Source organism: Streptococcus salivarius (assembly GCF_009738225.1).
Lineage (GTDB): Bacteria > Bacillota > Bacilli > Lactobacillales > Streptococcaceae > Streptococcus.
This window is the reverse complement of the sequence record NZ_CP018187.1, coordinates 1,364,578-1,388,797: the sequence shown is the minus strand read 5'-3', so window position 1 is coordinate 1,388,797 and position 24,220 is coordinate 1,364,578. Positions and strand designations below refer to the sequence as shown.

Below are 24,220 nucleotides of genomic sequence, written 5' to 3'. Positions count from 1 at the left end.
ATGTATGGAAAATTAAAAAGTAAGCACTGGAAGTCCCCATTTTCAACATAGCATTCACCAATAAAAGTATAAAAATACAGAAAAAGGCCCATTTAGACCAAGAAATATGGTATAATAGTTCGGTATTTCGCAAAAAATGGAGTATAAAAATGAGTATTTTTCGTAAAAAGGATGTCGGTCTCGCTCAGACTGAGATGAAACGGCATCTGACCCTTAGGGATGTGGTCCTTCTGGGAATCGGTGCCATGGTTGGTACAGGAATCTTTACGATTACTGGTACCGCGGCATCGACTCTGGCTGGTCCTGCCCTGATTATTTCAGTCTTGATTTCAGCCGTGTGTGTTGGGATGTCAGCGATTTTCTTTGCCGAGTTTGCCTCACGTTACCCATCAGCCGGTGGTGTCTATGGTTACCTCTATGCTGTCTGGGGGGAGTATCCTGCCTGGATGGGTGGCTGGTTGACCATGATTGTCTTTATGAATGCCGTATCCAGTGTTGCCTCTGGTTGGGGTGCTTACCTCAAGGGGCTGCTGGCTAGCTTTGGTCTTAAGTTGCCTCAAGCCATCAGTGGACCTTTCAATCCCAGTCAAGGTACTTACATAGACCTCTTGCCAGTCTTGGTCTTAGTCTTGGTGACGGCTCTTCTTCTCATGAATTCCAAGCAGGCTTTACGTTTGAACTCCCTATTGGTAGTGCTCAAGTTTTCAGCCTTGGCGGTCTTCATCTTAGTGGGGCTCTTCCATTTGAATCCTAGCAACTGGGCAGATTTTGCACCATTTGGCTTTGGTCAGATTTATGGAGGAAAAACTGGGATTATGGCAGGAGCCTCTCTCATGTTCTTTGGATTTCTTGGTTTCGAGTCTATCTCTATGACCGTAGACGAGATTAAAGAGCCGCAAAAGAACGTTCCTCGAGGTATCGTTCTTGCCTTGATTATTGTGGCTTCACTTTATGCAGTGGTTTCTCTCGTCTTGACAGGAGTGGTTCACTATACCAAGTTGAATGTTGATGATGCTGTGGCTTATGCCCTTCGCTATATCGGTATTTCTTGGGCAGCCAACTACGTATCAGTGGTTGCTATTATGACCTTGATTACGGTATGTATCTCAATGGCCTATGCCCTTAGCCGTATGGTTTATAGCCTGGCGCGTGATGGTTTCCTTCCTCAAACCTTCCAAAAGGTTTCAAAGACTAATAAGGTTCCACATCATGCGACGCTTTTGACAGGCGTTTTGTCAGCTATCTCAGCAGGTATCTTCTCTTTGGCCAATATGGCATCCTTGGTTAACATTGCGACCTTGGCTTACTTGGTCCTCTTGGCTATTGCCCTCATTATTCTTCGTAAGGACAAGGGTTTGCCACAGAAGGATGAGTTTAAGGTTCCATTTGTTCCTGTCTTGCCCATTATTTCAATTATCGTCTGCCTCTCCTTTATGAGTCAGTACAGTTGGCAGACATGGTTAACCTTTGGTTTGGCAGTGCTAATTGGGTCAGCGATCTATGCCTTTTACGGTTACAAACATTCTAAGTATTAAGATGAAAACGTTAGGTCTGATAATCTAGCGTTTTTTGATATAATGGAAGGAGAGTAAAAGCAGGAGTAGATTGATGAAATCAGACCAGATGTAGCAAGCCTATAAGATTTTAAATCAGACAATCGGAGATAAGATTGATGCCTGGGCCTTTGGCGTGGAAGCAGATTATTTGGCAGAACTCGTATTGATGGGGCAAAAGACAGCAACCAGTTCAGCTTTTGACTTGTATGCAGTGGGGAATGAACCATTGCCCAAGGAAAATGAACTGAGCGTCATTCTTGATAGTAAGGAGAATGCTATTTGTATTATTGAAACGACGAAAGTTGAGGTCATCCCATTTAAAGAGGTTTCTAAAGACCATGCCTACAAGGAAGGTGAAGGAGACCGTGGGCTAACCTATTGGCAAGAGATTCATGAGAATCTCTTTAGCAATTGGTTGGAAGAGGTTGGATTACATTTTAGTCAGGACAGTCTAGTTGTTTTAGAAGAATTTAGAGTAGTCTATCCTAGAGATTGAAAGTTCCCAATATCTTGGGGACTTTTTTTACTTTAAGGAAAGATTAACCTTTCTTTAAGTCTTGTCTTAGGTTTCTTGTGTTTAATAGAGGCATCTCAAAAGTAAGTAAGAGGTAGAACATATGACATACAAACATAGCAAACAAACACAAGAACGTTATGCCATTAAGAAATCATCAAAATGGAAAACAGCAGGTTCAGTCCTGGTAGCAAGCTTAATCTTTGGTAGCTCAGTTGTCTTAAATGACAGCAAGGTTTCAGCAGACGAGACAAACACTGAATCAACACTCTCAACGGTTTCAACAGGTGAAACCACTGCTGATTTAATTGAAGAAAGTACTCAGACCGACAATACATCAGAAACTACTGAAACAAGCACAGAATCGGCTACAAGTACTTCAACTGCGGCTTCAACTTCAGACACTGATTCATCATCAACAAGTACAATAAGTACAACAAGTACGACAGAGGACACGACTGCTACATCAACAAGCAGTGAAACATCTGATCATTCAAGTACTTCCGCAACTCCAGAAGCAAGTTCTTCTGAAACTGCTGAAAGCACAACTAGTGAAACCTCAGCATCTGAAACGAACAATGCAGACGAAAACACTAGCTCTAATACAAGCTCAAGCACCACTGAAGCCACTGCATCTGAAACAGCTTCAGTGTTAACCAACAGCGCCTCAGATTCAGCTACTGAAACGACGACAACTGAGTCTGAAGATAGTGATTCAGAAAGCTCAACGACAACGATTACTTTCAATGGAACAACCGTGGTAACAAGTGATAGCGGTACTGTCACAGTTGATGGAACGACAATTACCATCAATCAAGCAGGATCATACACTTTGACCGGAAATGGTTCAAGCTATACCATTATTGTGTCAGGTAGCGTGACAGATCCAGTTACAATCTACTTGGATGGTGTGACCTTAACGGATTCGTCTATTACTTCCAATTCTTCAGCAGAATTGACTGTTAATGTCCTTTCAGACAGTTCTATTTCTTCGACGTCTGCTAATGCGATTGAAGCAGCGGGAGCCTTGACCATTACCAGTGGTACTGGAAGTAACTTGACCCTTTCAAGCACTGAAAAGCACGCCATCAAGGCTGACAGTGTAACGGTTGACTCTGTAACACTTGATTTGACTTCTGAGGCAAAGGATGGTATCAATGCGACGAAAGCTGTAACTATTAAAAATGCCACAGTCAACATCACGGCAACTGATGACGGTATTCAGGTCGAAGACGAAACAGATGTGAACAGTGGTGATTTGACGATTACCGACTCAACGGTAACCATTAATGCAACTGATAAAGGTATCACGGTTACAGATGAATTGACTGTCGAAGGCAATTCTAAAGTAACAGTTGTAGCAGGTGACGAAGGCCTTGAAGGGCGTTATATCAATTTGACAGGTGGAACCGTTGATATCACTGCTGGTGATGATGGTATTAACGCCACTGAGTGGACGACCAAGGACAGCGCTGATACTTCAAGCTTAACCAATTCGACTTCTGACTTGGAAAATGAAGTGGGCATCAATATTGACGGTGCAACGGTAACTATTCTGGCAGACGGTGATGGTATCGACAGTAACGGCAATGTGACAGTGAAAAGTGGTTCTCTCTACGTCGCTCAGACAAGTGCAGATAATGCTGCTATCGACTACGATGGAACAGGTATTATTTCTGGCGGTACCGTTTGGGCCATAGGTAACCAAGGAATGGCTCAGGCCTTTACAACGGGTTCAAGCCAGTCTTATATCATGGCCAACATCTCTGGTAGTGCTGGAGATACCATCACAGTTACAGATAGTTCTGGAAATGTTGTAGCGACCACAACAGCAACAACTTCATTTGGAAATGTGGTCTTTAGTACCGAGAGTCTAACTTCGGGTGAAACCTATACCATTACGACATCAAGTGGTGCTAGTGTGACTGCAACAGCTACTGAAGAAGGCACAAACAATGGTCCTGGTGCTGGTGGCATGGGCGGCTTCCCAGGCGGTGGCTTTGGCAATAGCTCAATGTCTGATAACTTCGGAGGCTACGGTGGACCGACTAGCTATGGGGGAAGCTCTACCAATACCGGAAGCGTAAACACACCGTGGGGCCAATCTGCTTCGACAAGTTCTGAGAATACAAATAGCACAAGTAGTACAAGTTCAGCTACCAATGCTCCAGCAATGACAGCGACAAACACAGCTTTATCAAATCAAAATACGCCAACATCAAATTCTTCAAGCTCTGAAGGAGCGTCTCTTAAATCAAATACCTCTCTTGCTAACCAGCCTACAAAAGAGCAACCGACACAAACAATGACTAATGCGACAAGCAGTGCCCAACAACAAGCTCAAGAGACTGCTGAGAAATTGGATAATATTCTTACTCAAAAACAAACTTCTGAAGCATCAAAAGGTCATGTAGGCGTGAGTCAAAAGGAAAATGTAAGCTCAGTCGTACAAACTAATCTTGCTCAGAAACAAAATACCCAAACAAGTTCTAAGGCTAATCAGTCATCTAAAAGTTCACAAAGCAATCAAACAAGTAAATCAAGTCTACCAAATACTGGTGATGTGAGCAGTTTGGGACTAGGCGCATTAGGAGCAGTTATGATGACAACCTCATTTGCCTTAAAAGGAAGCAAGCATTCTCGTAAGTAATTCTAGTTAAGAACATAAAGAAAAACAGAAGCCCTCTTCAAAAAAGGAAAAGAGCTTCTGTTTATTTATTATTATTTTTTAGAAAAAGCATTTTTAAGGCCTTCAACAGCACCTTCAACGCCTTCTTTAACATCTTCGATACCGTCTTTTGCTTTTGCTACCACTTTTTCGACAGCACCTTCGACTTCAGTCTTTTTGTCGCCAGTCAGTTTACCAGCACCCTCTTTAAGAGCGCCTTTAGCTTGATTCAATTTATCTTCGATTCCCATGATAGAACCTCCTTTTTATGATGAGACCATTGTAGACAATATTAAACGGTAATGCAAGTATTTTGTTTAATAAGTGACAACATTAATCTTTCCTTTATCATATTCAGCGATGAAGATATCTGAAATGTTGTCATATCCCATTTTTTGAAGCTCTTCATTTAACCAATCCTCCGTTTTACCAATAGTATCAAGAATTTCTGTTTGAATGACCCCATCAGTAACGATTGGGTATTTCGGATTTTCATCACCCGCACGAACCACAATCAATTGGCCGTTCTGTTCAATAACTGCACGTTTAACCTCTTTAAGTTGAAAAATTCCTTGGGAACGTAATTTTAAAGCGACATCAGAGGCTGAAAGTCCTTTAGAGCGACAAGCTTCAGGATCTAGTTGACCATGTTTGATGATGACAGTTGGTTTACCGTCAATCAAATGTTTGATAAAGAGAATATTGGTAATTAGCCATTTTAGAAGTAAAATCAAAATCGTCCAAATAATCAAAATCACGATATATTGGAGGATTGAAACGGTACTACTATAAATTGTACCACCGAGGATTGCACCAAGAACAAAGTTCTGTACTTGGTCAGTAGCTGAGCTAGGTGCTAGGTTTCCTTTACCTGTTAAATTGATAACAAAGACGAGTGAAATAAGCCCCAAAGCTAGTTTAATTGCAACAGTAAGATAAAAAGATGTCATTTTTTAACCTCCACGAGTTCAACATCAGACTTGTAAATTTTTATTTGTTCTAGCAAGTAGCTGTCAGGTTCTGAACCTGAGATGGCACGATAGTATTTGTTTCCAACTTTGAGGATAGCACCATCTGTAGTAGTAGAAGTATTGACATAAACTTTACTCTTATCAACGTCGAGATTTTTAGACACAATCTCGATAAAGTGAAGAGATGCTCTAAATTGGTTATCGTTTGATTGATTGCTTTGGAAATTACTGATAGCAATTAGAACCACGGCAACTAAGGTTAAAATAGAAATAATAGAGAGTTCACGAAACTTAGTATCATGGCGTTCTTTGAAGGCCTTAAAAGCAAATACGCCGGTCACTAAAATAAGTCCTGCAGTAATGGCAACCATAACCCAGTTTTGTTGGCTAATCTGACTTAGCACATAGTCGTAGGAATAGAATTTCATTGAGAGATTTCCTTTCATAATATCACTAACATTATAGATTAAAAAGTCTTTAAATTCAATCAAACTATCCGAAAAATGAAGGAATAAGTAGGATTCTTAAAGGAAATTTGCTATTGAAATGACTTGCAGCCATTAAGCCAAAATCTTATGATTTCTTTAAGGACTCTGTTGATATTTTCACAAATTATGCTTATAATTGAGGTAATCAACAATCAGAACTTGCCTAAATTTTTCGAGAATCAGAAGTCTGGTAACTTAAAGAGATTGGTTATTTTATGTAAGACTTCACTGTTAATCTCTAAGAGAGTCAACACCTTTTCTTGAATTCCAAAAAATGTTAAGGCCTCTCGTTCCTAGAAAAAGGAGTAATTATGTCTGAACCATTATTTTTACAATCTGTTATGCAAGAAAAAATCTGGGGCGGTACGCATTTGCGTGATGTCTTTGGCAACGACATTCCAAGCGACCATGTCGGAGAGTACTGGGCTATTTCTGCTCACCCAAATGGTGTTTCTACCATTAAGAATGGTCGTTATGCCGGTCAAACTTTAGATGTTCTTTATGCAGAGCACCGTGAGTTATTTGGCAATCGTCAAGAACCTGTCTTCCCACTTTTGACTAAGATTTTGGATGCCAATGATTGGCTTAGTGTGCAGGTCCATCCAGATGATGCTTATGGACTTGAACATGAAGGTGAGCTTGGTAAAACAGAGTGTTGGTATATCATTGCTGCTGAACCAGGTGCTGAAATTATTTATGGCCACAATGCCAAATCAAAAGAAGAACTGCGTCAGCAAATTGAAAGTAAGGATTGGGAAAATCTTTTGACTAAGGTTCCAGTTAAAGCAGGTGATTTCTTCTATGTGCCAAGTGGTACCATGCATGCTATTGGTGCAGGTATCATGGTTCTTGAAACGCAACAATCTAGTGATACGACCTACCGTGTTTATGATTTTGACCGTAAAGATGATCAAGGTAACCTGCGTGAACTCCATCTTGAAAAATCTATCGACGTGCTTACTATCGGTGAGCCAGCCAACAGTCGACCAGTCACAACAAAAGTAGATGACCTCAAATCAACGCTCTTAGTAGCAAGTGATTTCTTCGCCGTTTACAAATGGGAAATCTCAGGTAAGGCTGATTTTGAAAAGACTGCTGATTACAGTTTGTTTAGTGTACTTGACGGTCAAGGAAGCCTCTTAGTCGATGATCAAGAATACCCAATTGCAAAAGGCAGCCACTTTATTCTTCCTAGCGATGTTGAAACATGGCAAATTAAGGGAGAGCTTGAACTGATTGTCAGTCACCCATAATCAAAATATCAAACTAGACGAGATGAGAATCTTGTCTAGTTTTTTCGTACAAGGATACAGAAAATTTGCAATTTTAAAAACCTTTGTAAATACGTTTCAATAGCTTGAAGTTCCAAACTAATCATGTCATACTAAATAAGTTGACTAAAATTATAATAAACAAGTTGTGTCTATTTGGGGCATAAGATCTTGTTTGTTTTAGATTGGAGAAACTTATGTTAAAAAAGGGAAGCCTTACAGCTTTATTGTTGTTTGGTATGTTCTTTGGAGCGGGAAACCTGACCTTTCCCCCTCAGTTAGGCTTTGAATCTGGAGGTCATTTTTGGCCAGCCATTGCCGGCTTTGTCCTATCAGGTGTTGGTATTGCCATCCTAACACTGGTTATCGGGACTTTAAATCCTAAGGGTTACATTCATGAGATTTCTCAAAAAATCTCGCCTAAGTTTGCTCTAGTCTATTTGGCAGTACTTTATCTGTCCATTGGTCCTTTCTTTGCCATTCCTAGAACGGCCGCCACCGCCTTTTCAATTGGCTTCTCTCCTTTGATTGGAAGTGGACATACTAGCCTTTGGCTCTTTGTCTTTACCGTAATCTACTTTGCTCTAGCACTTTGGATTGCCATGAATCCATCTAAAATTCTAGATAGTATTGGACGTATATTGACGCCTATCTTTGCCATCATGATTGTTGTCGTTATCGTGGCAGGAGCATTTAAATATGTTGGTCACAATCCTCAGGATGCAAGTCAAGCCTATCAGGCTTCTGCTTTTGGTAAAGGCTTCTTGGAAGGATACAACACCTTGGATGCCTTGGCTTCTGTGGCCTTCAGTGTAGTAGCAGTAGTCACACTCAACCAATTAGGCTTCAAGTCTAAAAAAGAGTATATCTCAACGATTTGGGTCGTTGGTTTCGTAGTTACTATCCTCTTTGGTGCTCTGTATTTGGGATTAGCCTTTTTGGGGAATCATTTCCCACTCCAAGTAGCGGGATTACCAAAAGATGCCAATATTGGTGCAAGTGTCTTGTCACAAGCCACACAAGCCATCTTTGGACCAGCGGCTCAGATTTTCTTAGCTATCATGGTGACAGTGACTTGCTTCACAACAACCGCAGGGCTTATTGTTGCGACTGGGGAATTCTTCCACAAGGCATTTCCGAAAGTATCTTACAAGGCTTACGCCATTATCTTTACCTTGATTGGGTTTGCGATTGCCAACTTGGGACTTAACAATATCATTGCTTTCTCAGTACCAGTGCTTTTGATTCTCTACCCAATTACTATCACGATTGTTATGATTGTGATTGCCAATAAGTTCGTGGCCTTGTCTAAACCTGGCATGCAAGTGACAGTTGCAGTAGTCACGCTGATTGCCTTGCTTAGTGTAATTGGAAGCCAGTTTAAACTTGCGGGACTCAATGCCCTCATTAACTTCCTCCCATTGTCGGGAGCATCACTGCCATGGTTGATACCAGCCATCTTGTGTATTCTTTTGTCTCTCATCTTACCTGATAAGATTAAGAGCGAAAGCTTCGAAATGGAATAAAAATAATATCCTATCACATAATATGTGGTGGGATTTTTATGTGGGGTAGAAAATGAGTTAAACATTAGATAAATAAAAATAGTTAGATTTTATAGAAAGCGCATACAGAAAACCATTTGCTGTGATATAATACACTTGTATTTTTAAATAATCGGAGTAATTATGAATAAAATTAAAGTAGTAAGTAATCCTTACGAAAAGACAGTAACTTTCAGTCGCTACGACTTATCTAGTGATAATTGGGTGACAATAAATAGTGATAATAACTCAAATAGCAAGCTAGTTTCAGCCGTTTTTCAACGTGGCTTTTTTCCCTTTAAGGTATATGATATTTTAAAAGAAATTGAAAATGAATATTCTATTCCTGATGAAAAACTAGAATTAATTTTTGAAGGGCCTAATGATGAGAAGCAACAGTTAGAAGAGGCTTTAAAAGATGAGCGGTTTTCAAATATTATTTTGTCATCATCAACAAACTATTTAGAGAATGCACGTGATGTTCTGCCAGAAATTAATCGTATTTTTAGAAATCTTGAGCCACTGATTATAAAGAATATTGGTGAGAGCAACAAGGAAATTGAAGCACAGTTAAAACGCTTTTCGGATGCTTCGGGAGATACAGTTCCTATCTGTGTGCTCGGAACTTATAGTGCAGGAAAGTCGACCTTTATTAATGCCTTGATTGGACAGGAATTACTTCCAAGTGCTGAGATTCCTGTGACTGCTAAAATTTATAAGGTCACAGCTAGTCCTTATGAAGATCGTGCTAAAATCTCTTTTATATTTAAAGATGATAGAGTTGTTCTTACTTTCCATGATGATCAAGTGTTTTATGATGGACTAAATGAGACTGATGCATTTGGTAAGGAAATAAATGAAATATTGAATGATTCTTTTGATTCAATCATTTCAAAGCTACGTGCAGTTTTAGAAGTAATCAATGATTTTGCTGACGAAGGTGTTGGAGATTTAATCGAAATACTTGTCCCATTTTCAAAAGGTATTTTAGGAGATGTAGGTTCAAAAATTACGATATTCGACACTCCAGGTTCTAATTCATCAACTAATAGTAAACATTCAGAAGTCCTAGCTAATGCCATGGCTGGTATGTCAAATGGCTTGCCAGTCTTTGTTACTGATAGTAGTTCCTTAGACAGCACTGATAATAGTAATTTAAAAGAAAAGCTTATTTCAGTAGAAGGTTTAGATGAACGGTTCACAATGATTGTGGTTAATAAGGCCGAGGCAGCAGATTTGAGCTTGACAAATTTTAAACGTGATTCATTTAGAAATAAGATTATGAATCAAGCCGTTCCTAGAGAGTTGTATGCTCAAGGCATTTATTACGTTTCATCAATTTTAGGACTTGGAGCGAAGTTAAATGGGCATTTAGAGGGAGAATTCTACTCTGAGCAATTTGATACTTATAGAGAAAAATACTCAAATCCTGAAACAAAATACTATAAGAAGTTGTATGAGTTTGACATTCTTCCAAGACAAATGTCTAGTACCGTTCGAGCAACTGCTGAAAAAAGTTCCGACCTTATTTATGCAAATAGTGGTTTATTAACCATTGAAGATTCTATTAAAACCTTTGTTGACCGCTACTCACACTATGACAAGTGTCAACAGGCAAAAGCTCTATTAGACAAACTACTATTGAGAACAAATGCAGTAATTACAGAGAAAAACGAAGATTTACGTATTAGAGAGGCAGAATTAGAGGCTAATCTTGATGGCCAAAAATCTGTCATTGTTGAAAGATTGAAATCCATTTCATTATCCCAAAAAAATGACCTTTTGATCAAGTATCCAAAGGAAATGAAAATTTTTCAAGAGCAACTCATGAAACACATTGAAAAAGATGATGTTTTAGATCGTTATAATGAAATACACAAAGAGATACTCTCATTAAATCCAACTTTAAATTTAACTGAGCATCAACAAATTGATATTAGTAATCTAAAATTAGGAAATATCAGTAATGAGTTTAGTAACTATCTCAGTGTTACACGTGAGAACAAGACAAAGAAAATCAATTTAGAGAATCTAGCTTCTGCACAAACAGTTGATTATTTTAGAAATAAATTTGTAGAAGAACTTTATTTTTCAAGGGTAGACTTTGAACGTATTTCTAGCAGTTTTTGGTCTAATCATGCTTCTGAGATAAAATCTCATTTTGAGCGTATTATTTCAGGTGATATGGGACTTGAACCAGAAAAACGTCAAAAGCTTTCTCAATTGATTTTATCTTATGAAGAGGTAGATTTTACTCAATTAAATCTTGAAAAGTTTAGTAAAGAAGAACTTAGTTATGTCTTTAGATTGGGAGACTTTACTTTGAAATCAAGTAAAGTTAACGCATCTGGCCTTAAGAAGACCTATAATGATTTATTTAAATCAAAGATGACAGAATTTGCAGGAAGTATTTGTTCGGAACACGAGAAAGCTTTTAAAATTTGGCTAGTAAATCTTACAAGTATAATTGTTCAAAATATAATTGAATTTAGTCCAGAATTGAGTGCTTTAAATACGAAAATTCAGAGAACAAGAAACGAAGTTGCAAGCTTAGAGGAGCAGCAGCAACAGATTGAAAATTATACTAACCAGATTAAACAAATGATTACTTGGAAATAGCTTTTTGTGGGTGAATCGTATGGGAATAAAAAACATTATTAATAAGGCAGGAGCTAAGGCTGCAGACAAGGTTGCGAAACTTTCAGCTTTGAGCCCAGAGCAACTTAAACAAGTTGAGGAGCAAAGAGAGAAATATCTAGCTGATCAACCTAATATTAGTGATGAGGAATTAACGAATCGCTTATTAGCTTCATGTGGAGTAGAGATTTTCAATTCGTATTTGGAACAGATAAAAGAACTCTATGTTCCTATCGAAAATAAGGTAGAATTTGGTACAGACTTTCAGGAATCATATAATATCAGGTATTTCAATATCACAAAATGGGTCGTTGACAAAAAAGAAAATAGTTTAGAAAAACTAGTTAATGTCTATGAAGTACTTTCTAACGAAGACTGTAATATTGCTCTCGTCTTCAATCGAACTGAGACCAATACAGAAGTTTTTCTGGCTGTAGTAAATACTAAGAATGATTCTGATAATGTCAATGTCGAAAATTATCGCAAGCGATTGTTAGAAGCCATTAAAGGTAACTTTCCTGGATCTACAGTCCAGAATGAAAAGGGAATTGGTAGGATTCCTTGTCTAGCAAACTCTAAGCCTTATTCGGTGGCAACGGTGTCTAATTTACCAACTGCCAAATCTGAAAAATTTATCAGTCAAACCATTGAAAAATTGATAGATGGCATCATTCCGTCAGAACCATCCGAAAACTATACCTTAATCCTTTTAGCAAGTCCTATTCAGGATATAGAAAATAGAAAGTTACGTTTATCTGAGCTATTTTCAGCCTTAGCGCCTTATGAAAAATGGCAAACCAACTATACTTTCACAGCTTCAGATGCAACGACCTCCATGGCTACTTTTGGAGTCAATGTTGGAGCCAGTGCTGGTATCCAACATGGTAAGAATCAATCAGTTAACCAATCTGCTGGTGATACGCAAACTAGTGGTCAATCTCAAACGGATTCGTCTGGACAAACGGATGGTACCAATACATCTCATACAGATGGAACAAATAAAGGATCATCACATACTACTGGTGGCAGTCTTGAAGGGACGCCATTTGGAGTGGGAGCAACTGTTGACTATCATTACTCTAAAAATCATGGAACAAGTACTGCAGACTCTATTGGTCAATCGACTACAAAAACTGTTAGCCGTGCCCTCGCTAAAACCGCTAGTCGTGCCTTATCTCAAACGGTTGGACAAACCTTGGGCTCTTCAAGTGGTGTTAACTTAGGTTCTAATATCGGTGCTAATTTTGCGCGTGCCTCAAATGTGACTGCTACTATTGGTAAGAACGAGGGCATTACCCAGTCCTTTACCAATCATAATATTTCCCACGCCCTTAAGGTCCTTGAAGAACAGATGAAACGTTTTGAAAAAGGAACAGCTATGGGTATGTGGGAGTTCGCTGCCTATGTACTCAGTGAAGACCAGAATATTGCGAATAATGTTGCTCATACATACTTAGCCTTGACCCAAGGAGAAGAGTCATTTATGAGTCAGTCTTCAGTTAATTTATGGAGAGGAGATTTGGGTGAGAGCAGTGGTGATGCAGAAGAAATAGTTGCTTATCTAAGAGAATTACGCCATCCCTTATTTGGACTGAATCCTAATCTGCTATTAGCTGATTCAACCTTTAATGTCTATCCATCTATTGTGACTCCAACAGTACCTCTTACTGGTCAAGAATTGGCCTTTTCATTGAACTTCCCTAGAAAATCTATTCCAGGACTACCGATTTTAGAGTGTGCAGAGTTCGGACGAAATATTGCTAAATTTGATGAAGAAGATGTTACTAATAAGATGCTTCATTTAGGAGATATTTTCCATATGTATCATAAGGAAGATGTACCTGTTAACCTTAGACAAAACTCTTTGGCTTCGCATGTTTTTGTAACAGGAAGTACGGGTTCTGGTAAGAGTAATACGATTTATCAACTCCTCAATGAAGGTAGAAAGAATGGCTTGAAATTCCTAGTTGTTGAACCTGCAAAAGGAGAATATAAGCATGTCTTTGGTAATCACGACGATGTTTCAGTTTATGGAACGAATCCTCAGTTAACACCTTTGTTGAGGTTGAATCCTTTTAGTTTCCCTAAAGAAATTCATATCTTAGAGCATCTAGATAGGCTAGTCGAAATTTTCAATGTGTGCTGGCCGATGTATGCGGCTATGCCAGCGGTTTTAAAAAAAGCTGTAGAACAATCTTATCAGGATTGTGGATGGAATCTCCTTGAATCAACCAACCCTTATGGTAGACTGTATCCAAATTTCAATGATATAGCAGATAATATTAAGACGATAATTGATTCCAGTGAATATGATGATGAGAATAAAGGTGCTTACAAGGGAGCTTTATTAACTCGAATCGAATCTCTGACAAATGGAATTAATGGCCTAATCTTTTCAAATGATGAACTCACCAATGAGCATCTATTTGATTCAAATGTCATCGTTGACCTCAGTAGAGTTGGTTCCACTGAGACTAAATCTTTGCTAATGGGGATTTTGGTTTTGAAATTGCAAGAGTATCGCATGACTAGTGGAGATATGAATGCCGAATTAAAACACATCACTGTGCTTGAAGAAGCTCATAACCTTCTAAAATGCACATCAACAGAACAAATGGCTGAATCAGCTAATCTCTTAGGTAAAAGTGTGGAGATGTTGGCAAATGCCATTGCTGAAATGCGAACATATGGAGAAGGATTTATTATTGCTGATCAAGCTCCAGGTTTAATGGATTTGTCAGTTATCCGAAATACCAATACTAAGATTATCATGCGATTACCTGATTTTTCAGATCGTGATTTAGTAGGGAAGTCAGCTAATCTAAATGATGACCAAATCATAGAACTAGCCAAATTACCAAAGGGTGTTGCAGCAGTCTATCAAAATGAATGGATTCAACCAGTTTTATGTAAGGTTGAAAAAGTTGAGCATGAGTCTAATACATTTCAGAATACGTTTGTAGGAAGTGCTACGCCTAAAAGTTTCAAAGCCAACAATGTCAAATCGGTTATTTTAGATTATCTTATAACAAATTGGATGACCAAAGGTAAGCATGTAGATTATTCTAGTGTAAGTGAATTGATATTAAATTCAAATATCAGCTCAAAGATTAAAAGGCTTCTTATGGAAGTCAATGATTCTAGCGGAGACGTTAATTTGAAGAGTTTGAGAGAACTTGTGTATGAATTGCTAGATGCCAATAGGGCAATCGAGAAATCAAAGGATGAAGACGATATTCATGATTGGGTTGACACTGTTGTACATAACTTCCAACTACCTATCGAATCTTACCCTAAAGAAACGATTAATATCATCTTGGCATTGGTAATTGAAGAACATCAGTTTCGAGATTCCTCTTACGAAAATCTATTTAAACGTTTTGTAGAAGTTCAAACAAAAGAAGGGGGCGTATACTAATGGAAGGAAAAAATCTTGAAGCTGTAAAAAATACTGCCGATAATTTTAAAAGTATTCTCCCAAAGGATAAATTGTCTGGACAAGACATTGAAAATTTTACAAAATCACTTTTTAAAATAAATGACAATAATTTTGAAAAGCAATTTATTCCTAGCACAAATGGTAACTGGACTGGTGAGCCTGGAAATTCGAAATGGATTCCTGATCCAAACTATGTTCCGCAGAATACACAAACGAATCCAGAACAGAAAACGATTAAGGAAATATTTCAACCATATGGTATTGATGGAATTACCTTTAAAAATTTTGAACCAGATTTTACACCTATAGCTAAAGAAAGCTTTAAAATAAAAAACTTTTCAGAAAAAAGGAATAAAAATTTTAAACAAGGTGATTTACAATTAGCTATCAAAATGGGAGTCAGTCCCGAAGAGGCAAAAGCTTATAGAAAAGAACATAGGCTTACCTATCATGAAAGAAGTGACATGAAAACCTTAGATCTGGTACCTATAGATGCCCACGGTGCAATTCCACATAAAGGTGGAATCGCTAAATGTAAAGAATTAAATGAAAAGAAAGGTAATGAATCATGATAGAGTCAAAATTTGGTGAATTAGAATTTGATTTTGGGTATTACACTCAGCTTGAAGTAAATTTGTTTTCACAATCTCAAATTGTTCCTGTAGATTTTTCTGCGTACTATGAAAATGATGGTATTACTGAACAACAAGAATCGGTATATTCTCACTTTCTAGAGGAAAAAGATAAACAGTTAGAAAAACTTCAAGCCCTGTTGATAGCTGAATTTGGTATTGAAAGTAAACAGAGATTTAGTTTAAGTGAATTGTATATCGAGAGAACTGGAGAACTAGCATTCCTATTTGATGATTCTGAAAATCCTGATGAAGGAATTGTTGTCCAATTGTTACCTGATGTATTGATTACCTGTCAATCTGTTTATTTGTAGAGTTATCAAGGTAATAAAGTCATCTATTTGGGTCCTATCACATAATATATGATGGGATTTTTTTGTCTCTCCAAGTCACCTTAAGTGCGAAATTTGCTGAAAAGCGTTACACTTAAGGCGTGGAGATGCAAGTATCTATTGAAGGGAGTGTTAAAAATGTCAAATCCTAATAATCATACTATTTATCTTGCTGGTGGCTGTTTCTGGGGCGTGGAGGAATACTTTTCACGTGTTCCTGGTGTGCTTGATGCGGTTTCGGGTTATGCTAATGGGCGTAGTGAGACGACTCGCTATGAACTTATTGGTCAGACGGGCCACGCTGAAACTGTTCAAGTGACCTACGATACGAACAAGGTGTCATTGCGAGAGATTTTGCTACATTTCTTCCGTATTATCAATCCCCTTAGTAAAAATAAGCAAGGCAATGATATGGGAACTCAGTACCGTACGGGTGTTTACTATACCGATGAAAATGACTTGCCAATTATCGAGCAAGTTTTCCAAGAAATGACTGAGCAATACGGTCAGCCTTTGGCAGTTGAATTGTTGCCTCTGAAGCACTTTATTCCTGCCGAGGATTACCATCAAGATTATCTCAAGAAGAATCCTAATGGCTATTGCCATATTAATGTTAATCAAGCCGTTAATCCTATTATTGATTCAAGTACTTATCACAAGCCAAGTCAGGAGGAGCTTAAGGGAAGTTTGAGTCCAGAAGCCTATGCTGTGACCCAGGAAAATGGAACGGAACGGGCCTTTACAAGTCCTCTTTGGAATCAATTTGAGCCTGGAATTTACGTTGACGTGGTGACTGGCGAGCCACTCTTTTCATCCAAGGATAAGTTTGATTCAGCCTGTGGCTGGCCGAGTTTCTCTCGCCCCATTAGTCCTGAGGTAGCCAACTACAAGGAAGATCATTCTCACAATATGGATCGTATTGAGGTCCGTAGTCGTGTGGGTGATTCTCATCTTGGCCATGTCTTCCCAGATGGTCCAAGTGACAAGGGCGGGTTACGCTATTGTATCAATGGCGTAGCGACACGATTTGTGCCTAAAGCCGATATGGAAAAAGAAGGTTACGCCTACTTACTTGACCAAGTAGACTGATTATTCACTAGTATTAACAGATTTTCTAGCAGAAGCTTATCATAAAATAAAAGGTTGGTACTGCTTGCTACCAGCCTCTTTTGAATGTAAAAGAAATTATTGAAAGCCTTTTAAAGCTAACATAACATGTTACCTAACCGTTCAGGATAAAAAAGTGACCTTTCATTACATTTTTTTACAATTTTATCCAATTTGTTTTACTTCGTATATAGAAAAAATAGTACACTATAATAGTGAGAAATCTGACAAGTGTAAATGTGTCCTTCTCCTTAGCTTTTGCTGGTTTTGGCGTCTGTAAACATTATTGTACTTTGTGTAATAATGAGTCTTCCCAACCTCCCAATATGATTTTATATGTCTTAACTTACCAAAACAAGACTAGCAAGAGAATACTAAGATATTTCCTTAAGAAGTAATGACAGCGCTTGTTAGATTTTGTGATAACATTCAGATAGTCCTAAGGGCTGTTTTATTGTGCTAAATCTTTTTGACGGAGATTATTATGGAATGGATAAATAAACTAATCATATTAATAGCCATTTGTGTCTTGTGGTTCTGGTCTTTTCTTTTACTTCCTAAAACAGGGGAGAAAGTAGTTTATCTTTATCATTTCCTAGCTCTATGTGGTTTAGTCATGATTTATGGTGCCCTAGTTGATCCAGCTGGTCTCTGTGATACTTTTTTCAATATTAAACATCTATGTTTTCATTAATGAATCCCAGTTTGGTAATAGGTCAGGAAAATCTGAATTTAATTAATCACTCATCAAAAGAAGCTTTCTGTGTATTGATAACAGTTTGTCTGTTTTCAATATGCAGGAGTTTTTTTTCTGTATTATCGAGATTTGGACATAGAAAAAGCAGTCGGAAAAGACTGCTTCAGGTGTGTTACTGTTGTGATTCGTATCGTTTGACGATTCTATTTAAGCGCCATTGGTAACAGAGACCACTAACGATAAGACTGGCAATCAGGCCAATCCAGTAACTATAGGGACCAAGTCCAGTGACTTTTTCAAGCAGGAAGCCAACTGGGAGGGTGATGCCCCAGTAGGTTAGGACACCGAGATAAAAAGGTACCTTGGTATCTTTATAGCCACGCAGGATTCCTTGAAGCGGAGCCGCAAAGACATCTGCCACTTGGAAGAAGAGGCTATAGGTCATGAAAATGGCCGTCATTCTCAAAAAGTCAGGCTCATGCCCATAAAGTTCAGCCAAATCATAACGCAAGAAGTAGAGGAAAATCAAGGTAAAGATAGAAAATCCTAGGGCTGTCAACCGTCCCAGCTTGCTGTAGCTCTTGACGGCATCCATGCGTCTGGCCCCAAATTCGTAGGAAATAATGATAGCCATGGCACTGGAAATGCTGAGAGGAAAGGCATACATGAGATTTGAGAAATTCATGGCCGCCTGGTGACTAGCAATCACTAGTGACGGATACTTAGACATAACCAGACCAACACCAGAGAAGATGGCGACTTCCGCAAAGACCGTTCCACCAATAGGGAGACCTAGTTTAAGGGCGTCAAGCAGAGCTGCTTTATCAAGGGGTTGAATCTTTTCAATGTGGTAGGGTTTAACCTTTTTATGCTTTCTGATAACCGAGATGGAAATAAGGAGAAGGGCCCAGTAAGCCAATGAAGTTCCAAGTCCAGCTCCAGCTCCCCCTAACTCTGGTAAACCAGCAATGCCATAGATGAGGAGGAAATTGAAGAAACCATTGAGAGGTAGGAGCAGAAGCATGAGGTACATGGAAAGGCGCGTGAGACCAAGCGCATCAAGGAAGGAGCGAACCACGCTAAAGAGTAGGAGGGGAATAATACCAAGACTCAAAAAGCGTAAATAACCAAGGGCTACCTTTCTGACCAAAGGTTCTAAACCTAAATGATTCAAAACCAAGGGAGCCCCCAGAAAAACGAGGGCAAAGAGGATAAGTGATAGACCCAAAGCCATATAAAGAAATTGATAGAAATCAGGTGCCACTCGGTCCTTGCGACCTGCCCCTAGATGGTGTCCGATAATAGGAACTAGGGCAGATACGATACCTGTTAAGAAGGTGAAAAAAGGACTCCATAAACTCGTTGCCATGGCTACCCCCGCCAAGTGTAGGGCATCGTATTGACCAGTCATGGTAGTGTCCACAAAAGCTGCTGAAAAGTTGGCAAACTGATAGATCAGTATGGGCACAAAAATCTTGAAGAAAACAAGAAATCGCTCACGGAGAGAATGTGTTTCGTGCATTCTGTTTTCCTTTCTAAATTTTTCAAATTATATAATCATTGTACAACTGTTATCCAATAAAGTCTATAATTGACGGAAAGTTCGGTCCCATTCTCTCAAATTATCGTCATCTCCCATAAAAGCCAAGTAGTGGAGAATTTCTTTATGTATAGTCTTTCCCATATTCTTATCGATAAATTTATAAAGGTATGCGGCTTTTAGTTCTTTAAGATAGAGTTTTTGTAACATGAAATAGTCTGGTAATTGAATAGTTTTTAGTTCGTTTATATAGTAGTCACTATCTTCTTGATTTCCGTAAAGAATGATTTGGAAAATACAACGACTGATAACTTCTAAAGTGATTCGATCTAAATTATTTCTAGGATTTTTATTGAGTATTGATAGGAATTCCTTAATGTAGATTTTTAGCGCATCTTCTGTGAAGATATCCTTTACCATATTCAGTAAATTAATATCGAGAAGTGTCCAAATATCAATAGAAAAGAAGTAGTTTTGAAGTTCTGTAGCAATATCTTGGTTAACTGACCGGTTTTGAAGTTTTGAAACCTGACAGTCAATACAAAGACTAATCAGATAATCACTATAATTGGTTTCTCCTAAAATGCGAAACTTTTCTGCGACTTGCTCCAGTGCTTCAAAGTCTAGATGATTTGAGGCTTGATTGAATTGATTAGCAAGTTTTATGTAGGTTTCGTCCACAAGATATTCTTGTTCGAAAAATTCATTATATTCGACTTTTAGATGTTTTAAAAGTTTGAAAAGAGTATCATTTGAGAGTGATGTTTTGTTATTTTCAAAGTCTGAAAGACTCGCTACAGATCCAGCTACTTGAGCGAGTCTCTGAATAGTGTATTTTCTCTGTTTTCGAATCTGTTTAAATTTTTGACCTTGTTCCATATAAAATTACCTTATCGGATTTCCGAAATTTCAATAGTTGATACTATTAATAAACTAAAATAATAGTATCAAATTGAAGGAGGTAAAAGCAATGATTATTGAAAAAAATAAATCAGTTGCTGTATCACAATGATGGTTAAATTTTTTAAGCTACTTCCTAAAAAGGACATTATTCTTTATATCATTTTTGCGCTTCTTTATTCCTGTCAAGGCATTGTAGTACCTGTAATTATCCAGATGGCAGGTCATATAGATAGTAGTGATAGTCGGGATTTAATAGTTTTTACATTTTCGAGTATCTCTCTTTGGGTGGTTGTGTACGCTTTTATGTATATAGAGAATATTCTGCTTCGTTCTATTATTAGAGCGTTTAATGTAAGCCTATCAGAAAATATTTTAAAGAATCATGCTGTCTTTCCTAAAAACATCTCCGATTCTGAGCTTTGCTCACTCTTGACACAAGATCTTGGAATTGTAGACCAGGAGTTCCTCCAATCTTTTCTTATCTCGCCAGTGTGGGGCGCCTCTGTCCTAGTATCTGTAATTTATCTGCTCAAACAAAATATTATTGTAGGGAGTCTTTTTACTGTAGGTGCCTTTCTGATGATTTTGCCTCAGTTTATATTTAAGAGAAAGTTAAAAGAGTCAGGAGAATTACTAAGTAGCTCAAAAGAGAAAAATTTAAGAGCTATTACAGACTTTGGTAAAGGTATTGAAACGATTATTTGCAACCAAGCAGAAAAAGAGAATGTAAAGCAAACTCTCATAACCCTTAGTGAGATGGAGACGACACAATTTAAGTATTATACACTTCAGAATTTAGTTATGTTTTGGACAGGACCTCTGAAAGCTGTCGGCTTGATTGGACCATTTGTGATTGGTCTTGTTATGAAACAAAATTCAATTACTACACTTATTGCTATGATGTCTGCTTCAACATATCTTATTAACCCCTTACAACAGATTCTGGAGGCTATTGCAAGTATTCAATCAAGTCAAGTGATAAAAGATAAATTATTGACATTTGGAAGTGAGTCAGAAATTCCTTCAAAAGGGCTTCACACACATACTTTAGAAGAAATTCAGTTAAAAAACGTCACTAAATCTTATGATAATCAAGAGATTTTTCGAGATGTTACGGTTACTTTTTCATTGTCTCAGCATAACCTTATAGTTGGTGATAGTGGTATTGGAAAAACAACACTTTTTAGGTTAATATCAGGGCAAGATAAGTCTTATAGTGGGGAAATCATTTTCAAAAGCATTGATGGAAGGAAACTGACTCCAAATTTGGATAATGTTGCAATAATTCATCAAAATCCTTATGTCTTTCATACAAGTGTGCGACATAATCTAACTCTTTATCAAGATTATTCTGACTCATTGCTCATTTCAACACTAAAAAAGGTTGGGCTATGGGTGGCTTGTTGTCACCAATTAGACTATGAATTAACTGGAGATAACTTTTCAGGTGGTCAAATCATAAAACTGGAGATTGCACGTGCTATTTTGAGGGGCAAGCAAGTTTTACTTGCGGATGAGATGATGGCGTCTTTAGATGAAGCAAGTTCGAGAGAAATTAGAAATGTCTTGAAACAGTTGCCTAATAGCATTATTGAAATTGCCCATCATTACAATCTGGAAGATTATGATGCTGTCTATAGAATTGAAAATAAGTCAATCGTAAGAATTAAATAGCAAGAGCTACTTTCAGTAAAAGTTAGACAGATTAGTTGCTTAGTCTTTTCTTTTGCTTTACAATTGAAGATTTTAATTTCAAAGAAAACACCTAAGTCAAGCGACTCAGGTGTTCTTGTGTTATTTTTCTTTTTTATTATGGTTCAAAATGGCATTGAGGACAATGGCAAGCAAGCTTGCAACGACGATACCGTTTGAGAAGAACATTTGGAAAGCATTTGGTAGGCTGTTGAAGAGGTTGCTGCCGTTAAGACCAACCCCTGCAGCGATTGATACTGCAGCAATCAAGAAGTTGTGTTCGTTGTTGGCGAAATCAACACGTGCCAAGATTTGCATTCCTTGGATAGAAACAAAACCGAACATGACAAGCATAGCGCCACCAAGGACTGGGCTTGGGATGATTTGAGCCAAGGCACCAAACTTAGGAAGGAGTCCAAGAAGAACAAGGAAACCAGCTGCATAGTAGATTGGTAAGCGAGTCTTGATACCTGACAATTTCACAAGACCAACGTTTTGTGAAAAACCAGTGTATGGGAAGGTGTTGAAGAGTCCACCAAGGAGAACAGCCAAACCTTCAGCTCGGTAACCGTTACGAAGGCGAGTGCTATCGAGTGGTTCTTTGGTAATATCAGAGAGGGCCAAGTAAACTCCAGTTGATTCAACCATAGACACTGTAGCGATAATACACATCATGATGATTGATGACAACTCAAACTTAGGCATTCCGAAGTAGAATGGTGTTGGCACGTGGACAATAGGTGCCGCAGCCACTGGTGAGAAGTCAACCAAGCCCATGCTTGCTGCGATGGCAGTACCGACAATCAAACCAATCAAGATTGAGATGGATTTGATAAATCCTTTAGTGAAAATATTAATCAAAAGGATGATGAGAACGGTGATAGCTGCAAGGAAGAGGCTTTGACCAGTTGGTTTATCAGCATTATTTCCCATATTTCCGATAGCCACAGGGATGAGGGTCAAACCAATAGTAGTGATGACAGATCCCGTAACGATAGAAGGGAAGAGATTGGCCACTTTTGAGAAGACGCCAGAAATGAGGATAACATAAATCCCTGAAACGATAAGAGCACCAAACATAGCACCGCTACCATGTTTCTCACCAATCATAGTAAGTGGTGCTACTGACTGGAAGGCAACCCCAAGAACAACTGGAAGACCGATACCGAAGTATTTATTAAGTTGAAGTTGGAGGAAGGTTGCTACACCACACATGAAAATGTCGGTGGAAATCAAGTAGGTTAATTCATGAGCTGAATACCCTAAGGCTCCAGCAATCATGATTGGAACCAGGATTGATCCCGAGTACATGGCAAGTAGGTGTTGCAGTCCTAGGACCGCCGCCTGCGAATGTTTCTCTTTATTTTGCATTAGATGTCTGCCTCCTTAAATACGACCTGACCATTTTCAAAACGATCCAAACGAGCAAGTGAAACGACTGGGTAACCAGCTTCTTCTAGAAGGGCACGACCATCTTGGAAAGATTTCTCAATAACGATACCGACCGCTTCAACGTGTGCGCCAGCTTCTTCGATGATTTGAATCAAGCCTTTGGCAGCTTGGCCGTTAGCTAGGAAGTCATCAACGATGAGAACCTTATCTTCAGGAGTGAGGAACTTGCTTGCGATAGAGACAGTGCTAGTCACCTGCTTAGTGAAGGAGTAAACCTCAGCAGTGAGGATCCCTTCATTCATGGTGATATTTTTAGCCTTCTTAGCAAAGATCATAGGGACATCCAAAGCCTCAGCAGCATAGAGGGCTGGAGCAATACCAGATGCCTCGATAGTCACCACCTTGGTGATGCCTGCATCCTTGAACTTTTCAGCAAAGACCTTTCCAATCTCACGCATGAGATCAAAGTCCACTTGGTGAGTAAGGAAAGAGTCAACTTTGAGGATGTTCTCCCCAAGGACATTCCCATCTTTGAGAATGCGGTCTTCCAGTAATTTCATATTACCTCCTATAAAAAATAAAACTAAAGTGTATTTTGATTTTCTCAGATTCCATTGAGACTCTGACAAAGATCAAACCAATCGAATAACAGAAAAAGGCCTGCAAAGCAAGCCTTTGAAATCACAAAAAGACAGTAAAAATCTTTCTATGACTATGTTAGCTTACTCATTGTTAGGTGTTACGGCACCTTGTAGAAACGTCACGCCCATTCGTGACATAAATAAGTAATGTTCTCATTGTTCGATGAAGCTGTCGATGGTTGATGATAAACCAACA

The 24,220-nt window shown here is 38.5% G+C and carries 18 protein-coding genes and 1 riboswitch; of the genes, 11 read left to right on the top strand and 7 right to left on the bottom strand.

What is annotated here, in order from left to right; genetic code table 11:
- The first annotated feature begins 149 nt into the window (after nucleotides 1-149).
- From BSR19_RS06785 to BSR19_RS06775, 3 genes are all read left to right on the top strand, one after another.
- Nucleotides 150-1,535, top strand: coding sequence for an amino acid permease (locus BSR19_RS06785; RefSeq protein ID WP_022496478.1), 1,386 nt, complete (start codon nucleotides 150-152; stop codon nucleotides 1,533-1,535).
- A 106-nt stretch (nucleotides 1,536-1,641) separates the two neighbouring features.
- Nucleotides 1,642-2,052: an ASCH domain-containing protein gene (locus tag BSR19_RS06780; protein WP_227862319.1), complete on the top strand. Its 411-nt coding sequence runs from the start codon at nucleotides 1,642-1,644 to the stop codon at nucleotides 2,050-2,052.
- Between the two features lie 121 nt (nucleotides 2,053-2,173).
- Nucleotides 2,174-4,720: a carbohydrate-binding domain-containing protein gene (locus tag BSR19_RS06775; protein WP_156246859.1), complete on the top strand. Its 2,547-nt coding sequence runs from the start codon at nucleotides 2,174-2,176 to the stop codon at nucleotides 4,718-4,720.
- 71 nt (nucleotides 4,721-4,791) lie between these two features.
- Here BSR19_RS06775 and BSR19_RS06770 read toward each other — a convergent pair whose 3' ends face one another.
- The 3 genes from BSR19_RS06770 to BSR19_RS06760 form a co-directional block, all read right to left on the bottom strand.
- Nucleotides 4,792-4,989: a CsbD family protein gene (locus BSR19_RS06770; RefSeq protein ID WP_008534959.1), complete on the bottom strand. Its 198-nt coding sequence runs from the start codon at nucleotides 4,987-4,989 to the stop codon at nucleotides 4,792-4,794.
- A gap of 66 nt (nucleotides 4,990-5,055) precedes the next feature.
- Complete coding sequence (locus BSR19_RS06765; RefSeq protein WP_002885232.1) at nucleotides 5,056-5,688, bottom strand: DUF421 domain-containing protein; 633 nt, start codon at nucleotides 5,686-5,688, stop codon at nucleotides 5,056-5,058.
- On the bottom strand, nucleotides 5,685-6,137 hold the full coding sequence (locus BSR19_RS06760) for a DUF3290 family protein (RefSeq protein WP_156246858.1): 453 nt from the start codon (nucleotides 6,135-6,137) through the stop codon (nucleotides 5,685-5,687). The genes BSR19_RS06765 and BSR19_RS06760 overlap by 4 nt, the downstream gene beginning before the upstream one ends.
- 371 nt (nucleotides 6,138-6,508) lie before the next feature.
- Between BSR19_RS06760 and manA the strand changes: the two genes are divergently transcribed.
- From manA to msrB, 7 genes are all read left to right on the top strand, one after another.
- Nucleotides 6,509-7,450 carry a mannose-6-phosphate isomerase, class I gene (manA, locus tag BSR19_RS06755; RefSeq protein ID WP_156246857.1) on the top strand — a complete coding sequence of 314 codons (942 nt, stop codon included), beginning with the start codon at nucleotides 6,509-6,511 and terminating at the stop codon, nucleotides 7,448-7,450.
- Between the two features lie 215 nt (nucleotides 7,451-7,665).
- A complete protein-coding gene (gene brnQ / locus BSR19_RS06750; protein ID WP_156246856.1) occupies nucleotides 7,666-8,994 on the top strand; it encodes a branched-chain amino acid transport system II carrier protein in 1,329 nt (442 codons plus the stop codon).
- Between the two features lie 162 nt (nucleotides 8,995-9,156).
- A complete protein-coding gene (locus BSR19_RS06745; RefSeq protein ID WP_156246855.1) occupies nucleotides 9,157-11,631 on the top strand; it encodes a dynamin family protein in 2,475 nt (824 codons plus the stop codon).
- 19 nt (nucleotides 11,632-11,650) lie between these two features.
- On the top strand, nucleotides 11,651-15,067 hold the full coding sequence (locus tag BSR19_RS06740; protein ID WP_156246854.1) for an ATP-binding protein: 3,417 nt from the start codon (nucleotides 11,651-11,653) through the stop codon (nucleotides 15,065-15,067).
- Nucleotides 15,067-15,660 (top strand): HNH endonuclease, encoded by a 594-nt coding sequence (locus BSR19_RS06735; protein WP_060972822.1) that lies wholly within the window; start codon nucleotides 15,067-15,069, stop codon nucleotides 15,658-15,660. Before BSR19_RS06740 ends, BSR19_RS06735 begins: the two co-directional genes overlap by 1 nt.
- Nucleotides 15,657-16,034 (top strand): hypothetical protein, encoded by a 378-nt coding sequence (locus tag BSR19_RS06730; protein WP_060972823.1) that lies wholly within the window; start codon nucleotides 15,657-15,659, stop codon nucleotides 16,032-16,034. The genes BSR19_RS06735 and BSR19_RS06730 overlap by 4 nt, the downstream gene beginning before the upstream one ends.
- 156 nt (nucleotides 16,035-16,190) lie before the next feature.
- Entirely contained in the window at nucleotides 16,191-17,141 is a 951-nt protein-coding gene (msrB, locus tag BSR19_RS06725; RefSeq protein WP_156246853.1) for a peptide-methionine (R)-S-oxide reductase MsrB, read from the top strand.
- Nucleotides 17,142-18,028: 887 nt separating this feature from the next.
- Here msrB and BSR19_RS06720 read toward each other — a convergent pair.
- Together BSR19_RS06720 and BSR19_RS06715 are read right to left on the bottom strand one after the other, a co-directional pair.
- Nucleotides 18,029-19,378 (bottom strand): MATE family efflux transporter, encoded by a 1,350-nt coding sequence (locus tag BSR19_RS06720; RefSeq protein ID WP_156246852.1) that lies wholly within the window; start codon nucleotides 19,376-19,378, stop codon nucleotides 18,029-18,031.
- Between the two features lie 63 nt (nucleotides 19,379-19,441).
- On the bottom strand, nucleotides 19,442-20,275 hold the full coding sequence (locus BSR19_RS06715; RefSeq protein ID WP_073685800.1) for a helix-turn-helix domain-containing protein: 834 nt from the start codon (nucleotides 20,273-20,275) through the stop codon (nucleotides 19,442-19,444).
- Between the two features lie 129 nt (nucleotides 20,276-20,404).
- Between BSR19_RS06715 and BSR19_RS06710 the strand changes: the two genes are divergently transcribed.
- Nucleotides 20,405-21,973 carry an ATP-binding cassette domain-containing protein gene (locus tag BSR19_RS06710; protein WP_156246851.1) on the top strand — a complete coding sequence of 523 codons (1,569 nt, stop codon included), beginning with the start codon at nucleotides 20,405-20,407 and terminating at the stop codon, nucleotides 21,971-21,973.
- 120 nt (nucleotides 21,974-22,093) lie between these two features.
- Here the strand turns inward: BSR19_RS06710 and BSR19_RS06705 are convergent, their stop codons facing one another.
- Both BSR19_RS06705 and BSR19_RS06700 read right to left on the bottom strand, forming a co-directional pair.
- Nucleotides 22,094-23,362 (bottom strand): nucleobase:cation symporter-2 family protein, encoded by a 1,269-nt coding sequence (locus BSR19_RS06705; protein ID WP_156246850.1) that lies wholly within the window; start codon nucleotides 23,360-23,362, stop codon nucleotides 22,094-22,096.
- The gene (locus BSR19_RS06700; RefSeq protein ID WP_004182304.1) at nucleotides 23,362-23,943 is read right to left on the bottom strand and encodes a xanthine phosphoribosyltransferase; all 582 of its coding nucleotides are present in this window, start codon (nucleotides 23,941-23,943) and stop codon (nucleotides 23,362-23,364) included. The genes BSR19_RS06705 and BSR19_RS06700 overlap by 1 nt, the downstream gene beginning before the upstream one ends.
- Before the next feature lie 149 nt (nucleotides 23,944-24,092).
- Nucleotides 24,093-24,188: riboswitch (purine riboswitch) on the bottom strand.
- Nucleotides 24,189-24,220 lie beyond the last annotated feature (32 nt).

Excerpts from the sequence above, each read along its gene's own strand:
- BSR19_RS06705 (WP_156246850.1), bottom strand. The coding sequence starts at position 23,362 with ATGCAAAATAAAGAGAAACATTCGCAGGCGGCGGTCCTAGGACTGCAA.
- BSR19_RS06785 (WP_022496478.1), top strand. The coding sequence starts at position 150 with ATGAGTATTTTTCGTAAAAAGGATGTCGGTCTCGCTCAGACTGAGATG.
- BSR19_RS06730 (WP_060972823.1), top strand. The coding sequence starts at position 15,657 with ATGATAGAGTCAAAATTTGGTGAATTAGAATTTGATTTTGGGTATTAC.
- BSR19_RS06720 (WP_156246852.1), bottom strand. The coding sequence starts at position 19,378 with ATGCACGAAACACATTCTCTCCGTGAGCGATTTCTTGTTTTCTTCAAG.
- BSR19_RS06700 (WP_004182304.1), bottom strand. The coding sequence starts at position 23,943 with ATGAAATTACTGGAAGACCGCATTCTCAAAGATGGGAATGTCCTTGGG.
- BSR19_RS06710 (WP_156246851.1), top strand. The coding sequence starts at position 20,405 with ATGATGGTTAAATTTTTTAAGCTACTTCCTAAAAAGGACATTATTCTT.
- manA (WP_156246857.1), top strand. The coding sequence starts at position 6,509 with ATGTCTGAACCATTATTTTTACAATCTGTTATGCAAGAAAAAATCTGG.
- BSR19_RS06775 (WP_156246859.1), top strand. The coding sequence starts at position 2,174 with ATGACATACAAACATAGCAAACAAACACAAGAACGTTATGCCATTAAG.
- brnQ (WP_156246856.1), top strand. The coding sequence starts at position 7,666 with ATGTTAAAAAAGGGAAGCCTTACAGCTTTATTGTTGTTTGGTATGTTC.
- BSR19_RS06745 (WP_156246855.1), top strand. The coding sequence starts at position 9,157 with ATGAATAAAATTAAAGTAGTAAGTAATCCTTACGAAAAGACAGTAACT.
- msrB (WP_156246853.1), top strand. The coding sequence starts at position 16,191 with ATGTCAAATCCTAATAATCATACTATTTATCTTGCTGGTGGCTGTTTC.
- BSR19_RS06715 (WP_073685800.1), bottom strand. The coding sequence starts at position 20,275 with ATGGAACAAGGTCAAAAATTTAAACAGATTCGAAAACAGAGAAAATAC.
- BSR19_RS06735 (WP_060972822.1), top strand. The coding sequence starts at position 15,067 with ATGGAAGGAAAAAATCTTGAAGCTGTAAAAAATACTGCCGATAATTTT.
- BSR19_RS06770 (WP_008534959.1), bottom strand. The coding sequence starts at position 4,989 with ATGGGAATCGAAGATAAATTGAATCAAGCTAAAGGCGCTCTTAAAGAG.
- BSR19_RS06740 (WP_156246854.1), top strand. The coding sequence starts at position 11,651 with ATGGGAATAAAAAACATTATTAATAAGGCAGGAGCTAAGGCTGCAGAC.
- BSR19_RS06760 (WP_156246858.1), bottom strand. The coding sequence starts at position 6,137 with ATGAAATTCTATTCCTACGACTATGTGCTAAGTCAGATTAGCCAACAA.
- BSR19_RS06765 (WP_002885232.1), bottom strand. The coding sequence starts at position 5,688 with ATGACATCTTTTTATCTTACTGTTGCAATTAAACTAGCTTTGGGGCTT.